Origin of the sequence: Cytobacillus sp. BC1816, assembly GCF_051353635.1 — a bacterium.
GTDB classification, from domain to species: Bacteria; Bacillota; Bacilli; order Bacillales; family Cytobacillaceae; genus Cytobacillus; species Cytobacillus oceanisediminis_C.
The window spans coordinates 226,215-239,775 of record NZ_CP195611.1; the positions used below are offsets into that span (position 1 = coordinate 226,215).

The window sequence follows — 13,561 nt, forward strand, 5'->3', positions numbered from 1 at the left end:
AGGGGAAACTTCCTTGGGTTTTGTTTGCAGGAACAAGCGGTTTTTACTTGTTCCGAAGGCGTATCTTAGTTCAGAAAGAAGTGGTTAATCATGCTAAGCGTTCAGCAAGTTACTGGCGGATATGCCGGTGCACCGGTTGTGAAAAATATCAGCTTTGAAGTGGAAAAAGGGGAGCTCTTCGGAATATTGGGGCCGAATGGAAGCGGCAAGACCACGATTCTGAAGATGCTGAGCGGCATTCTGCCTCATAAGTCAGGAGATATACTGATCAAAGGAAAGAACCTTTCACAGTATACACCGAAAGAGCTTGCAAAAATTATTGCTGTTCTGCCGCAGCACTCCTCTCAGGCCTTTTCTTACACCGTAAAGGAAACGGTTTCCCTTGGCCGATATGCCCATCAAAAGGGGTGGTTCCAGAGCTGGTCCAGCAAAGATGAAGAAGCGGTCAATCGCGTCATGGAGCAGACAGGCATTTCCCATTTTCAGGATTATGATATTCAGCAATTATCCGGAGGCGAAAGACAAAGGGTGTTTTTAGCCCAGGCCCTTGCCCAGGAGCCGGAAATATTATTGCTGGATGAGCCGACTAACCATCTTGACTTATCCTATCAAAAAGAATTGCTTGATCTCCTTTCTGTATGGTCAAAAGACTGCGGGCTGACGGTCATTTCCATTTTTCATGATTTGAATTTGGCTGGCCTGTACTGTGATCGCCTATTACTGCTGGAGAATGGCGAAGTCAATATTAACCACGTTCCCAATGAGGTCTTAAAAGAAGGCCGAATACGTGAGGTCTATAGGACGAAGATTGAGAAGCTTCCGCATCCAAGAGTCCCGGCCCCTCAGATGGTTTTGGTGCCGCAACGCTCTCAGGCAGAAAGCCAATCAGTGAAACGAATTGATCGATCCAGTCTTGAGGTAAAGGAAGACTTACTTGTCCTTCGCTCTCCATTTCCGCTGAAAACCATGTCATCAGGTGTAACCGGATCGGGTACCGGCTGGAATCGCATATTTCTAAACCGGCATGTGAGCAAGAATTATGATTGCAGTGATCATAGAGCGGAGATGGCGGATTTTGTCCGGGAAATCGGCTTTGAACCCGGTGAAACCGTGGGGATGATGACCGCTGTATATGTTGAGGATTATAGCAGTAAATTTTATGAAGATGGAACCTTTTCTGTGTATGTGGTCGTGACAGCAGGTGTCGGCAATGCTGTTGATGCTTCGAAAAGTGAAGCACATTCTTATCATCTGACTCCGGGTACAATCAATACATGGGTTTTCGTTAATGGCAATCTGACAGAGGAAGCCTTTATTCAATGCATTATGACTGCAACCGAGGCAAAGACAAGAGCCTTATATGATCAGAAAGTAAAGGATGCAGTCACAGGGACGATAGCGACCGGAACATCGACAGACAGTATTATGATTGCGGCCACACAGCAGGGAGAAAACCTTGAGTATGCAGGTACGATTACACCGCTTGGCAAAGTGGTCGGAAAAGGTGTCTACGAATGTACTGTTGAGGCGATAAAAAAATCGCAAAGAAGGATAAAGAGATGATTTTATACCACCTGATCGCTCTAACCTTTGCCTGCATAATAGATAAGGTGATAGGGGACCCGCCAAACTGGCCGCATCCGGTCAGATGGATGGGTGCTCTGATACATAAACTTGAACAAGTTCTTAATAAAGGCCGCTATAGAAAATTAAAAGGGATTATCATGCTATTTATAGTCCTGATGGCAGCAGGAGGTATAACTTTTTTAATCATATGGCTCTTCTATGAAATTCACCCGATTGCCGGTATTCTGGCAGAGGGCATTCTAATCTTCACAGCCATTGCACAAAAGAGTTTAAAAGATGCAGCACTGGAGGTCTATGAGCCTCTGGCAGCAGGAGATATGGAAGAAGCAAGATTAAAGCTTTCATACATTGTCGGCAGGGACACAGATCGATTGGATGAACCAGGTATTGTCAGGGCTGCTGTTGAGACAGTGGCTGAAAACACCAGTGATGGCATTACAGCTCCATTATTTTGGGCCATGATTGGCGGTGCTCCAATGGCCCTTATCTACAGGGCCATTAATACATGCGATTCGATGGTCGGCCATAGAAGTGAAAGGTATATAGATTTTGGGTGGGCATCTGCCAGAGTGGATGATATCGCGAACTGGATCCCGAGCCGGCTGACATCGGTTTGCATCATGCTTACACAAAAGCCGGAGCATTCTCCATATGGAAAAGCATGGGGAATCCTTTTAAGAGATGCACCAAAGCACCCGAGCCCAAATAGCGGCTGGGGCGAAGCAGCTGTTGCAGCCCTTCTGGGCGTTCAGCTGGGAGGAATCAATTTTTATAAGGGTGTAATCTCAAACCGTGCAACGATGGGAATGCCAATGGTGCTGCTTGAAAAAGAACATATCATAAAAAGCATTTCGATCATGAACAAGACGGTTTTCTTATTCTTGCTTTTATTATGGACAGGAGGGATGTTCCTTGAATTGGCCTTCACATGGATCTAACCCGCAATATTTGTATGAATCGATCGATATACCAATGCCTGAGGAGCGAATTGATTTCAGTGCCAATATCAATCCCCTTGGTCCTCCCCGCGAATTAAAAGAAAGATGGGGAAACCTGTTCCAATTTATTAGCGATTATCCGGATCCCCATTCTTCTCTATTAAAAAGCAAATTGGCGGCTGCAGAGGGAATAAAAGAAACACAGATTCTGGTGGGAAATGGAGGCGCCGAGCTAATCACCCTGATTGGCCGGATGATAGCCGGAAAAAGGGTGCTGATTATTCAGCCGGCTTTTTCGGAATATGAAGAGGCCTGCCGAGTTAATCATTGTACAGTCTCTTATCATCAGCTGGAGCCTGGAGACTGGGAATTCAATATGGAAGCGCTATCTGAAAAGCTAAAAGTAGCCGATGCTGTTTTCTTCTGCAACCCAAATAACCCGACAGGTATTTTTTACCCATCTTCCATTGTGAAGGAATTGGTTGAGAAGTGTCATTTCCATAGCTGCCTGCTTATTATGGATGAAGCTTTTTATGATTTTGCCTGCGACTATCAATCGACCGTTCCTTTCATAGGAAAGGATTCGAATGTTGTGGTGCTGCGCTCCATGACAAAGATGTATTCGATACCGGGCCTGCGCCTTGGATACATGCTGGCAAGTGAGAGGTTAATCGAAAGAGCGGCTGCTCTGAAACCCCACTGGAGCGTGAATGCCCTTGCCTTAAAAGCAGGAGAATGGTGTCTGGACAGCAAAGAGCATGTCAGACTGACAAAGAAGTTGATCCGGCATGAGAGAGAGAGGCTGGTTCAATTTTATCGGCAATCGGATTTTGAGATTTCTCCTTCTTCGGTTAATTTCTATTTGTTGAGAGATCCAAGCGTTGATGTGCAGCTGCCTCTTTTTCGATTTTTGCTTGAGAAAGGAATTATCCCGAGGCACACAATGAATTTCCCTGGCCTGGAAGGAAGGTGGCTGCGCTTTGCGATTAAAGGGCCGAAGGACAACGATGTGCTGATGGAGGCGATGCTGGAATGGCGGAAGGATCGCTGATTTTTATCTCCGGTGGAGTGCGGAGCGGAAAAAGCTCCTATGCAGAGAGGGCTGCTGCCGGGCTGGCAATAAAGACGGGAGGAAAGCTTCATTATATTGCTGCAGGAAAAGCATACGATCCCGAGATGGAGGCACGGATTCAGAGGCACCAGGATGACCGGGAAAAGAGCGGTTTGAACTGGACAACCTGGGAGAAGCCATCCGCACTGGAAGAGATCTCGGAAAACTTTAATAATCAGGATATTATTCTTTTCGATTGTTTGACCACTCTCCTGAATAATGAACTTTTTAGAGCGGAGGACGTTTGGCGGAACAGAGAATTCCAGGAAAATCTGTCATCTGATATTCTCAGGGCCATCACTGAAATCCGCAATAAATGCAGGGCCTTGATCGTTGTCAGCAACGAAGTCTTGAATGAGCCGATTGGCAAAAATGAACTGGTGATTACCTATTCAAAAATACTTGGGATGCTTCACACGAATATAGTAGATATGGCTGATGAAGCCTATCTGGTTGAAGCTGGCATCCCTATACAAATGAAAGGAGAACCGGAATGAAAGGGATAATGATTCAGGGGACTTCATCCGATGCCGGTAAAAGCCTGATTGCTACGGCTCTTTGCAGGGCATTTTCCAATGAAGGTTTCCGAACGGCTCCTTTTAAATCCCAGAATATGTCCAATAATTCATACGTGACAAAGGATGGAAATGAAATCGGAAGGGCACAGGGCATTCAGGCTGAAGCGGCAAGAACTGAAGCTGCTGTCTGGATGAATCCCATTCTCCTTAAGCCTCAATCCGCTCAGAATGCGGAGGTCATTCTCCTTGGAAAAGCAGTCAGTTCCCTATCAGGAAGAAGCTATCGGGAATCCTTTTATGAAAAGGGACTGGAGACCATCAGAGAGGCAATGAGTCTGCTTGATGATCAATACGAGCTGCTTGTGATAGAGGGGGCTGGCAGCCCTGTTGAAATTAATTTAAAAGATAAAGAGCTTGTTAATATGAAAGTCGCCGAAATGGCGGATGTGCCAGTCATCCTGGTTGCCGATATTGACAGGGGCGGTGTTTTTGCCAGCATTGTTGGAACCCTGGAGCTTTTCACCAAACAGGAAAGACAGCGGGTTGCGGGCATTATCATTAATAAATTCCGCGGAGATATCACCCTGTTTGAGGATGGTATCCGCTGGATCGAGGAAAGGACGGGCATCCCTGTCCTTGGAGTTCTGCCTTACTTGGAAGACCATATGATCGATGCAGAGGATTCCCTATCCATTCAGGCTGCTGTTCCCAGGGCTGGAGGAGGTATTCTGGATATTGCAGTGCTTCGGCCGCCATTTATTTCAAACTTCAGTGACATCGATCCGTTTTACTATGAAGATGACGTGAACATTAGATGGGTAAGGCATCTATCGGAGGCTGGCTCGCCTGATGCGGTGATCATTCCCGGCACAAAGAGCACGATTCGCGATTTGCGCTATTTCAAGGAAAAAGGTCTGGCGGACTGGATTGTGCGCTATGCTGCCGATGGAGGTTCTATTGCCGGCATTTGCGGAGGTTACCAGATGCTAGGCAGGAGATTAATCGATATGGCAGGTTCTGATACCGGGAATCCTAATGAAAAGGAAAAGGGCTTGAATTTGATCCCGGCAGATACCGTTTTTCATGAACGCAAGAAGACCGTGCAGGTGAAGGGCATTCTGCATTCAAGCACGAACCTTCCCTTAAAAGAAATCTTGGATGGATATGAAATCCATTTAGGTGAAACAGTTCTTGAAGAAGACTTTGATGGCAATCGCCTTCTACTGTTTCAAAATGGCGAAGAAGATGGATTCTATGGAAATGAAGGCCGTCTGGTAGGGACGTATATGCACCACATCTTCCATAATGATGAATGGAGGGGTGCGTGGCTTAATTCCCTGCGCAAGCAAAAAGGCATTCCAAGTAAGGAGCCTGTCCGAATAAAGGCCCTGAAGGATAGGAAATACAACGAACTGGCGGAAAATATGATTCAGCATCTTGATTGGGAAAAATTAAAGGAAATCGTCTTTAGCTGGAGAAATCAAAATGAAATGGCTTAAAGGATTATTGATCAACCTTCAATTTTTCACAAGCATTCCCATTCCAATGTCTCTGCCCATGGATAAGCCTCATTTGGAGAAGGCAATCAGAACCTTCCCTATAGCAGGCCTCATTCAGGGAAGCATATACGCATTCATTCTCTATGCTTTTCTTGAATGGACTCCTTTTTCGCTCTTGGCTGCAGCCTTTGCCGTCTGGCTGGCCGGCATTTTGCTGACTGGCGGGATTCATCTTGATGGGTGGATGGATGCGAGCGATGCGTTCTTCTCCTATCGCGATCAAAAGAGGCGGCTGGAAATCATGAGTGATCCCCGGGTGGGGGCGTTCGGGGTGCTGTCCATCATCGTATTGCTGGGGACCCGTTTTCTATTTATCTATGAAATTGTACTTTTATCAAGTCCATATTCCTATTTTTTAATCGCAGTGATTCCTTTTTTAAGCAAGATGGTAATGGGGGTATTGCTGATAAAAGTTAAGGCTGCCAAAAAAGAGGGGCTGGGCTCATTATTTCAGAAGGCTGCTTCGAAAACCACCTTATCTATTTATCCTATCTTCCTTCTGGCTGCCGGGGCAGCTGCCGGGCTGGCTGGTATCCCGGCCATTGTTGGATTTCTTATCATGGTTCTATTTTCAATATTGTTAATCGTATTCTTATCAAGGAAAGCCATTGCCTGGTTTGGCGGGATGACAGGGGATGTACTTGGGGCCAGTGTGGAAGGGACGGAGGTGCTTTTATGGATGATACTGTGGCTGTTGCATTATTTCGTCATGGGCTGACAGAAGCCAATAAGTCCCATGCTTATCTGGGATGGACAGATTCCCCTTTGTGTCCGGAACATAGGGATAAGCTTGCCGCGGCGCCTCAAGACTATAGAAGAATTTTTGCAAGTGATTTAGGCAGATGCATGAAGACGGCAGCAATTCTTTTCCCGGAGCATTCTATAGAATCCTGTCCTGAATGGAGAGAAATGCATTTTGGTGAGTGGGAAGGCAGGACATATCAAGAGCTGAAAGATAACCCGGCTTATCAAAAATGGCTGGAAGACCCTTTCTCAGGGGTGCTGCCTGGAGGGGAATCCTTTTCAGCATTTACAGCGAGAGTAGATAAAGGGTGGCAGAATTTAACCGATAAATTGCTTCAGAAGGATATGTGTGCTGCTGTTATTACACACGGCGGAGTCATAAGATACCTTCTTGGAAAGTATGCACCGGAGAAAAAAGAATTCTGGGAATGGCAAGTTCCGTTTGGAAGAGGCTTTGAGCTTAGATGGACACGGGAAGAGTTTAGGAGGGGAGAAAGATGCACTTCATTACAGGAGGCGCCTTTAACGGGAAATCCGGATGGGTGAAGGGATTTTATCAATTGGATGATACTCCTCATAAATGGATTTCTGCTTATCATGGTGAGGTGGCTGGCGATTTGGATCAAAATCTAATCGTCTATGAGGGAATCGAACTGATGATTCGGGAATGGTCACATGCTCTGGAGTTTGAAGAGATTCGGGACAAATGGCAGGAGATGCTGGCAAAATGGCAAGAGTGGGAAAAAACAGCTGTCAATCGAAAGATAATTTTAATCGGATCTGATATTACAAAAGGCATAGTTCCAATGGAAGCAGCTGACCGAAAGTGGCGGGATGCGTCAGGCTGGGCCTTTCAGGATGCGGCTGCTGCTGCAGATAGAGTTGATTTGATTTGGTATGGCATCAGTCAAAATATAAAATGAAATGGGGAATTGCTGATGAAACTTTATACACGAACTGGTGATGAGGGAAAAACAAGCATTATCGGAGGCAGGGTGGAAAAGGATGATGTAAGGGTTGAAGCATACGGAACAGTGGATGAAGTCAACTGTTTTGTCGGGCAGGCTATGACACAGCTGGATCCGTCCATTTTTCAGGATGTCCTGGAGGATCTGGAGAAGATTCAGCATGAGCTCTTTGACTGTGGCGGCGACCTTGCAAATGTTTCGAAAAAGCGGGAGCTGAAATTGACGAAGGAATCTGTAGATTATTTGGAGACTAAGATTGATAAATTGATTGAGGAAGCGCCAAAGCTTGAAAGGTTTATTCTGCCTGGGGGAGCACCCGCATCTGCATCCATTCATATCGCCAGGACAGTAACCCGGAGAGCGGAGCGGCTCGTGGTTTCACTGAAAAAAGCGGATCCGGAAACCTCTGCAGTAGCACTGAAATTCTTGAATCGTTTATCTGATTACTTCTTTGCCCTGGCAAGAGTGGTTAATTTCCGTCTTAACCAGAAAGATGTGGAGTATGTTCGCAGTGCTAATGTATTCCGTGAAGGAAAGCGCAAGGAGGATAAAGAATGAAAAGCATGCGGCTGGGCATGGCAGCCATGCTTGTTGCACTGACAGCAATCGGCGCAGCGATTAAAGTTCCGGCCGTTGTCGGAAGCGTGGCGCTGGATGCATTTCCTGCTTTGCTTGCAGCCGTGCTGCTTGGAGGCTATGGCGGTGCGGCCGTTGCTGCCATCGGGCATTTGCTGTCGGCGTTATTGGGCGGAATGCCATTAGGGCCTCTTCATCTCTTGATTGCTGTTGAAATGGCACTGTTAGCCTTTATTTTCAGTTCATTGTATCAGAGAGGCAGGCACTGGCTGGCGGGAATTCTTTTTGTGTTAGGCAATGCCTTTGCAGCCCCGCTTCCATTTATCTTTATAATGGGCCAGGCTTTTTACCTGGCAATTGTGCCTTCCCTTTTTATAGGTTCTGTGATAAATGCTGTTATTGCTTATATAGCGATTCCGAGACTAGTCAAGCTTGTGGGGCCGGCTATGACCAAAGCGGGTGCTGAGCAGTGAGGGATGTCTTAAGCGTTCCTTTTAATTCTGAAGAAATGATTGTGGTAGCCAGTGATAATAGCGGAGCAATCGGCGAGAAAGAACAGGATGCTGTCCAGGTTCCTTACGAGACCGTTTCGTATTATTCCTTTCGTGTCGCTGTCATGGAATGTTTGTCGGCAGGTGCTCAGCCATTTGCTGCTGCCCTTCAGAATTTCTGCGGAGATGATGCCTGGGATCAGCTTATATGGGGCATTAAGAAGGGGGCCGATGAATTAGGCCTAACGGAACTGCAAATCACCGGCAGTACAGAAAGCAATTTTAACCTGCTTCAATCTGCGGTAGGTTTATCTGTACTTGGCAAAAGGCAGGGGGCGCTTCCTGCTGAGACTCTAATTTATACAGATGATACAAGGATAGCGGTTATAGGTTCCCCCTTGGTTGGCCAGGAGCTGATTGAGAGAGAGGTGGAGGCAGCACCGCTGAAGCTTTTTAAAATAATTAACTCCATTGAAGATACTGAGACGCTTCCTGTAGGTTCAAAAGGTATTCTGAAAGAGCTGAACGGGCTGTTCTCCAACAGGAAGTTTGAGGTTAAGGACCTTGAATCAGAAGTGGACCTGGAAAAATCAGCAGGCCCCTCCACTTGTTTTATAGCCGTTTTTTCCGAAGCGAAATCGGAAGAAATCAGGAAACTGGCAGGAAGTTATTTTCATATACTGAAAGAAAGGCATGAAAAAAAGGGATGCTGACTTTATATATCATCCGGCACGGTGAAACGGAATGGAACAAAGAGAAAAGAATGCAGGGGCGCCTGGATTCTGATTTAACGGAGAAAGGCAGACGTGATGCGAAGCTGCTGGGAGAGAGAGTAAGGGATATAAAATTTAAGCGCATTATCTCTTCACCGAGCAAACGCACTTTACATACAGCACAGCTTGTAAGAGGAATAAGGGAGATTCCGGTCGAGACAGATGAAAGGCTTATGGAAATAGACCTTGGTGATTGGCAGGGAAGAGTGGAAAGTGAAATAAGGGAGCTTTATCCGGCTGCGTTTGATGCCTATTGGAACCGGCCGGAGTCCTATGAAAGTGCAGGAGGAGAAAGCTTTTACGATGTGGCAAACCGCGTTGCTTCCTTTCTGGAAGACCTGCAAAAAACCTCATCAGAAGGCAGTGTGCTGATTGTTACCCATGCTGTTGCTGTCAAAGCTCTTTATATGCTTTGCCGCAATGCAGCTGTCGAACGCATTTGGGACCCGCCCTTTATTCATGGAACCAGCCTGACCATCCTGCAGATCGACCAGGGTAAAAAGGAATTCCTCTTAGAAGGATGCATGGCTCACTGCGAATAAGGGTTAGGCTCGTTAAAAAACGAGCCTATTTTCTATTAATGACCCTCTCTTCCCATTCTTCCCTCAGAACGCCCATCCGGATGCTGTCATAATACTTCCCATTAACAATCCGGCATTTCCGCATTCTTCCTTCAATCTGCATGCCGATCTTTTCAGCGGCTTTCATCATTCTTTTGTTGCCTGACCAGGTGGTAATGCCCACCCGGGCAAGCGGAAGAGAGGAAAATAGAAAGTCCACCCAGAGAGTAAGTGCTTCCGTTCCATATCCGCCATTCCAATACCCAGGGTCGTGAATTACAATTCCTGCTTCAAGCCAATTAGAATCTCGATGCTCCCAGTAATATCCCACAATGCCGATTACCTTTTCCGACGCTGCAATTACCATGCTGTGAGGCGGGTATTCTGCTGCCTTTTGAAGAAATTCCTGTTTATACGCTTCAAAGTCTTTATACTCAAGCGGAAAATAGGGAGCATCCCATTTTTTCCACTCAGGGTTGTCTGTTCCGTAAATATAGTCCCATAAAATAGGCAAATCCTCTTCCTGTATGGGACGAATCTTCACCTTTAGGGCTGTATCTTCGATCATAGCAGCTACCCCTCCATTAAATCTTAGTGAAAACCCTTGTCTTGCTTGTTCCTTCTGTGTTGTGCTCTTCATCCCAAACTGAATGGATCTCAAAAGTCCCTTCCTCGAAAAAAAGCGGCAGCTTTCTCTTAAACCAATCCTGCATGGGAAGGTCCATTGCATCTTGTCTTGAAACCCACTGCAATTCTCCTTCAGGAGGATCGGCAAGAAGGCTTCCTTCAAAGGAGTCTGCCAGATAATTAAATACCATGTAGCGCACATTCATCTGGGGGTTTACGTACTCATCCCAACCTTTAAAAATAATATTCTTGACGTGCAGCCCTGTCTCCTCAAGCACTTCGCGTTTTGCTGCATCCGTAATGCTCTCGGGAAACTCTACTTTTCCGCCTGGTGCGAGATAGCCAGGGAAGCCTTTATAATCTGGCCGTTTTATGAGAAGGATCTGATCTCCGTCTGTAACCATACACATCGTGTACATCTGATGTTCGATTTCTTTCCAGTTCATTGCTGCACCTCTATTAAATGATTCCAAAGTTTATACATTCTTCTAAAAGGGGAAAATACCTCCTTTATATTTGAGCTGGGCTTTGTCACAGAAGAGGTGGAAGCGGCTGTAGAAAAGCTAAAGGCCGCAGGAGTGCCTGTCCTGCTCGAGCCTGTTGAAAAGCCATGGGGCCAGAAAGTGGCATATGTGGAAGATCCGGATGGACATTATATTGAGATTTGTTCGCCTATCGGTTAGAAATGACTCTGCTCCAGGGTCATTTTTTTGTTGGAAATTATTTTTTATATGCATAGCAATCTATTGATTTCAAAAGAAAAACATAGATTTTAAGTGTTTTTAGCGCTTACATAAAGGTTTGTAAATTTAAGTAAATATGTGTTATGATTCTATATGTTTTTGTCGGCCCGACTTTGATGAGAGTTCAAAGTCATTACTATAAATCTATTAATAAAGAGGTGTTTATTTGAAAGTTTTATCAAAAAAAGAACAATGGTTTGGCAATGTTAAGGGAGACATTCTTGCTGGAATCGTAGTGGCATTGGCACTAATTCCAGAGGCGATTGCATTCTCGATTATTGCTGGTGTCGATCCAATGGTTGGATTGTATGCATCTTTCTGTATTGCTGTAACCATTTCAATAGTTGGCGGAAGGCCTGGAATGATTTCTGCTGCAACTGGTGCGATGGCGTTATTAATGGTTACATTAGTAGCGGATCACGGACTGCAGTATTTATTTGCTGCGACCATTTTGACAGGAGTTCTGCAGATCTTATTTGGTGTGCTTAAGTTGGCCCGCTTTATGAAATTCATTCCGCGTGCGGTTATGATTGGGTTTGTTAACGCACTGGCTATATTGATCTTCATGGCTCAGCTTGAACAGTTTGTCGATGCAACATGGGTGATGTATGCGATGGTTACCGGTGCATTGGCGATTATTTATATTTTACCGCGATTTACTAAAGCAGTACCATCTCCTCTGGTGGCTATTATTGTTATTACTATCATTGCCATCATGACAAAGAGTGATGTGCGCACAGTTGGCGACATGGGAACTATCACATCAGCTCTTCCGGCATTCTTTATACCGGATGTTCCATTTAACCTTGAGACTCTGAAGATTATTTTCCCATACTCAATTGCCCTTGCGATCGTGGGCTTGCTTGAATCCTTGCTGACTGCATCCATAGTTGATGACATGACCGATACGGCCAGTGATAAGAATATGGAAAGCCGCGGACAGGGAATTGCGAATATCGTAGCAGGTCTATTCGGCGGAATGGCAGGCTGTGCCATGATTGGACAGTCCGTCATAAATGTGAAATCTGGCGGAAGAGGCAGACTGTCTGCTTTGACAGCCGGCACATTCCTTATGTTTCTGATTTTAGTATTAGGAAATATTGTTGTACAAATACCGATGGCTGCATTAGTCGGTGTTATGATCATGGTTTCGATCGGTACCTTTGATTGGTCATCCATTAAAGGACTTGCTAAGACGCCTGTCACAGATTCAGTTGTTATGGTGACAACGACTGTTACAACTGTTTTCACTCATGACTTATCCAAAGGAGTTTTCGCGGGAATCATCCTAAGTGCGATCTTCTTTGTCGCTAAAATTTCGAAAGTGCATGTTGCATCACGAATTGAAAGTGATAAGAAAATTTACGCTGTAACGGGCCAGGTTTTCTTTGCTTCTGTAGATGAACTTGTAGCAGCATTCGACTTTACTGAAGAATTAAAAGAAGTTGAGATTGATTTTACACAGGCGCATGTCTGGGATGACTCAGGTGTAGCTGCCATAGATAAGATTGTATTAAAGCTTCGTGACAACGGTGTGCTAGTCCGCCTATCAGGATTAAACGCGCCAAGCTCGAACTTGATTGAGCGTTTGGCCGTTCACCGCAAACCTGGTGCGAAATTATCCGGCCACTAAAAAAATGGAATTAATACCACAGTCGGCTTTGACTGTGGTATTTTTTTTATAAGAATATGTTAGGGGTGAGGCTCTGTGTTTAAAAAAATACTGATTGCTGCAGATGGATCCGATCATTCCATCCGTGCAGCCGCTAAAGCCATTCAACTGGCTGAACAGAATCCTGATTCTGAAGTTACCGTAGTGTATGCTGTGGATGGCCAGACCTCAAAAGAAGATATCCTTCATCATTTTGATAAGAGTATAGTGGACCAGGTGAGGAAAAAACGTTTAGAGCCAATAGAAAACCTATTAAAAGAAAAGGGTATTTCATATGAAATAAAGATTCTGCAGGGAGAGCCTGGACCAGCCATTGTGGAATTTGCCAACAAAATGGATCTTGATGTTGCTGTAGTTGGCAGCCGGGGTCTGAATACGCTTCAGGAAATGGTACTCGGAAGTGTTAGCCATAAAATAGCCAAACGTGTGAAAGCGCCTGTTTTGATTGTTAAGTAAGTACAGATATATACTTTCCACTTTCCTGGTAATGGAAAGCGGATGCCGCGCCTAGTGACCGATAAATAAAAAAAGTGACCGACATCTAGTCCGTTCTGACCGATATATTTAGAATGTGACCGATAAAATATAAAACTGGCCGATAAACTAAGCTAAGTAACCGATATGCCAGCTTAGTGCCGCAAAATTCATAAAACCGCACAAAAAAAGATGCCCCAGCAGGGACATCTTTTTTCTA

General features: G+C 45.3%; 17 protein-coding genes. 15 read left to right on the forward strand and 2 right to left on the reverse strand.

Annotated elements, in window-relative coordinates; translation table 11 throughout:
- Nucleotides 1-90: 90 nt before the first annotated feature.
- From ACR42H_RS01240 to ACR42H_RS01295, 12 genes are read left to right on the forward strand one after another with little or no spacing between them, the layout of a single operon-like run.
- Entirely contained in the window at nt 91-1,563 is a 1,473-nt protein-coding gene (locus ACR42H_RS01240; protein WP_113885045.1) for an adenosylcobinamide amidohydrolase, read from the forward strand.
- A complete protein-coding gene (gene cbiB, locus ACR42H_RS01245; RefSeq protein WP_113885044.1) occupies nt 1,560-2,525 on the forward strand; it encodes an adenosylcobinamide-phosphate synthase CbiB in 966 nt (321 codons plus the stop codon). Before ACR42H_RS01240 ends, cbiB begins: the two co-directional genes overlap by 4 nt.
- Nucleotides 2,500-3,576: a threonine-phosphate decarboxylase CobD gene (gene cobD, locus ACR42H_RS01250; RefSeq protein WP_436374504.1), complete on the forward strand. Its 1,077-nt coding sequence runs from the start codon at nt 2,500-2,502 to the stop codon at nt 3,574-3,576. Before cbiB ends, cobD begins: the two co-directional genes overlap by 26 nt.
- The gene (locus ACR42H_RS01255; protein ID WP_436374505.1) at nt 3,558-4,133 is read left to right on the forward strand and encodes a bifunctional adenosylcobinamide kinase/adenosylcobinamide-phosphate guanylyltransferase; all 576 of its coding nucleotides are present in this window, start codon (nt 3,558-3,560) and stop codon (nt 4,131-4,133) included. The genes cobD and ACR42H_RS01255 overlap by 19 nt, the downstream gene beginning before the upstream one ends.
- On the forward strand, nt 4,130-5,653 hold the full coding sequence (locus tag ACR42H_RS01260) for a cobyric acid synthase (protein WP_113885041.1): 1,524 nt from the start codon (nt 4,130-4,132) through the stop codon (nt 5,651-5,653). Before ACR42H_RS01255 ends, ACR42H_RS01260 begins: the two co-directional genes overlap by 4 nt.
- Nucleotides 5,640-6,431: an adenosylcobinamide-GDP ribazoletransferase gene (cobS, locus tag ACR42H_RS01265; protein WP_436374506.1), complete on the forward strand. Its 792-nt coding sequence runs from the start codon at nt 5,640-5,642 to the stop codon at nt 6,429-6,431. The genes ACR42H_RS01260 and cobS overlap by 14 nt, the downstream gene beginning before the upstream one ends.
- Nucleotides 6,389-7,003, forward strand: a complete 615-nt coding sequence (locus ACR42H_RS01270) for a histidine phosphatase family protein (protein WP_436374507.1) — start codon at nt 6,389-6,391, stop codon at nt 7,001-7,003. The genes cobS and ACR42H_RS01270 overlap by 43 nt, the downstream gene beginning before the upstream one ends.
- Nucleotides 6,955-7,380, forward strand: coding sequence for a bifunctional adenosylcobinamide kinase/adenosylcobinamide-phosphate guanylyltransferase (locus ACR42H_RS01275; protein ID WP_113885038.1), 426 nt, complete (start codon nt 6,955-6,957; stop codon nt 7,378-7,380). Before ACR42H_RS01270 ends, ACR42H_RS01275 begins: the two co-directional genes overlap by 49 nt.
- Before the next feature lie 15 nt (nt 7,381-7,395).
- Nucleotides 7,396-7,983 carry a cob(I)yrinic acid a,c-diamide adenosyltransferase gene (locus ACR42H_RS01280; RefSeq protein ID WP_113885037.1) on the forward strand — a complete coding sequence of 196 codons (588 nt, stop codon included), beginning with the start codon at nt 7,396-7,398 and terminating at the stop codon, nt 7,981-7,983.
- Entirely contained in the window at nt 7,980-8,474 is a 495-nt protein-coding gene (locus tag ACR42H_RS01285; RefSeq protein ID WP_113885036.1) for an ECF transporter S component, read from the forward strand. The genes ACR42H_RS01280 and ACR42H_RS01285 overlap by 4 nt, the downstream gene beginning before the upstream one ends.
- Entirely contained in the window at nt 8,471-9,205 is a 735-nt protein-coding gene (locus ACR42H_RS01290; RefSeq protein ID WP_436374508.1) for an ATP-binding protein, read from the forward strand. The genes ACR42H_RS01285 and ACR42H_RS01290 overlap by 4 nt, the downstream gene beginning before the upstream one ends.
- A complete protein-coding gene (locus ACR42H_RS01295) occupies nt 9,199-9,807 on the forward strand; it encodes a histidine phosphatase family protein (protein ID WP_436374509.1) in 609 nt (202 codons plus the stop codon). Before ACR42H_RS01290 ends, ACR42H_RS01295 begins: the two co-directional genes overlap by 7 nt.
- A 25-nt stretch (nt 9,808-9,832) precedes the next feature.
- On the opposite strand, the gene ACR42H_RS01300 is transcribed toward ACR42H_RS01295, so the two are convergent.
- Entirely contained in the window at nt 9,833-10,393 is a 561-nt protein-coding gene (locus tag ACR42H_RS01300; protein ID WP_436376799.1) for a GNAT family N-acetyltransferase, read from the reverse strand.
- Between the two features lie 16 nt (nt 10,394-10,409).
- Nucleotides 10,410-10,898 (reverse strand): 8-oxo-dGTP diphosphatase, encoded by a 489-nt coding sequence (locus ACR42H_RS01305; protein ID WP_436376801.1) that lies wholly within the window; start codon nt 10,896-10,898, stop codon nt 10,410-10,412.
- A gap of 66 nt (nt 10,899-10,964) precedes the next feature.
- Here ACR42H_RS01305 and ACR42H_RS01310 point away from each other — a divergent pair, with 66 nt between their 5' ends.
- The 3 genes from ACR42H_RS01310 to ACR42H_RS01320 all read left to right on the forward strand — a co-directional run bounded on the left by ACR42H_RS01310 (nt 10,965) and on the right by ACR42H_RS01320 (nt 13,323).
- Nucleotides 10,965-11,135 carry a VOC family protein gene (locus tag ACR42H_RS01310; RefSeq protein WP_436376802.1) on the forward strand — a complete coding sequence of 57 codons (171 nt, stop codon included), beginning with the start codon at nt 10,965-10,967 and terminating at the stop codon, nt 11,133-11,135.
- Nucleotides 11,136-11,361: 226 nt separating this feature from the next.
- A complete protein-coding gene (locus ACR42H_RS01315) occupies nt 11,362-12,828 on the forward strand; it encodes a SulP family inorganic anion transporter (protein ID WP_436374510.1) in 1,467 nt (488 codons plus the stop codon).
- 75 nt (nt 12,829-12,903) lie between these two features.
- On the forward strand, nt 12,904-13,323 hold the full coding sequence (locus tag ACR42H_RS01320; RefSeq protein ID WP_436374511.1) for a universal stress protein: 420 nt from the start codon (nt 12,904-12,906) through the stop codon (nt 13,321-13,323).
- The last annotated feature ends 238 nt before the right edge of the window (nt 13,324-13,561 follow it).

Excerpts from the sequence above, each read along its gene's own strand:
- cbiB (WP_113885044.1), top strand. The coding sequence starts at position 1,560 with ATGATTTTATACCACCTGATCGCTCTAACCTTTGCCTGCATAATAGAT.
- ACR42H_RS01285 (WP_113885036.1), top strand. The coding sequence starts at position 7,980 with ATGAAAAGCATGCGGCTGGGCATGGCAGCCATGCTTGTTGCACTGACA.
- ACR42H_RS01305 (WP_436376801.1), bottom strand. The coding sequence starts at position 10,898 with ATGAACTGGAAAGAAATCGAACATCAGATGTACACGATGTGTATGGTT.
- cobS (WP_436374506.1), top strand. The coding sequence starts at position 5,640 with ATGAAATGGCTTAAAGGATTATTGATCAACCTTCAATTTTTCACAAGC.
- ACR42H_RS01255 (WP_436374505.1), top strand. The coding sequence starts at position 3,558 with ATGGCGGAAGGATCGCTGATTTTTATCTCCGGTGGAGTGCGGAGCGGA.
- ACR42H_RS01275 (WP_113885038.1), top strand. The coding sequence starts at position 6,955 with ATGCACTTCATTACAGGAGGCGCCTTTAACGGGAAATCCGGATGGGTG.
- ACR42H_RS01260 (WP_113885041.1), top strand. The coding sequence starts at position 4,130 with ATGAAAGGGATAATGATTCAGGGGACTTCATCCGATGCCGGTAAAAGC.
- ACR42H_RS01240 (WP_113885045.1), top strand. The coding sequence starts at position 91 with ATGCTAAGCGTTCAGCAAGTTACTGGCGGATATGCCGGTGCACCGGTT.
- ACR42H_RS01280 (WP_113885037.1), top strand. The coding sequence starts at position 7,396 with ATGAAACTTTATACACGAACTGGTGATGAGGGAAAAACAAGCATTATC.
- ACR42H_RS01270 (WP_436374507.1), top strand. The coding sequence starts at position 6,389 with ATGGATGATACTGTGGCTGTTGCATTATTTCGTCATGGGCTGACAGAA.
- ACR42H_RS01295 (WP_436374509.1), top strand. The coding sequence starts at position 9,199 with ATGCTGACTTTATATATCATCCGGCACGGTGAAACGGAATGGAACAAA.
- ACR42H_RS01300 (WP_436376799.1), bottom strand. The coding sequence starts at position 10,393 with ATGATCGAAGATACAGCCCTAAAGGTGAAGATTCGTCCCATACAGGAA.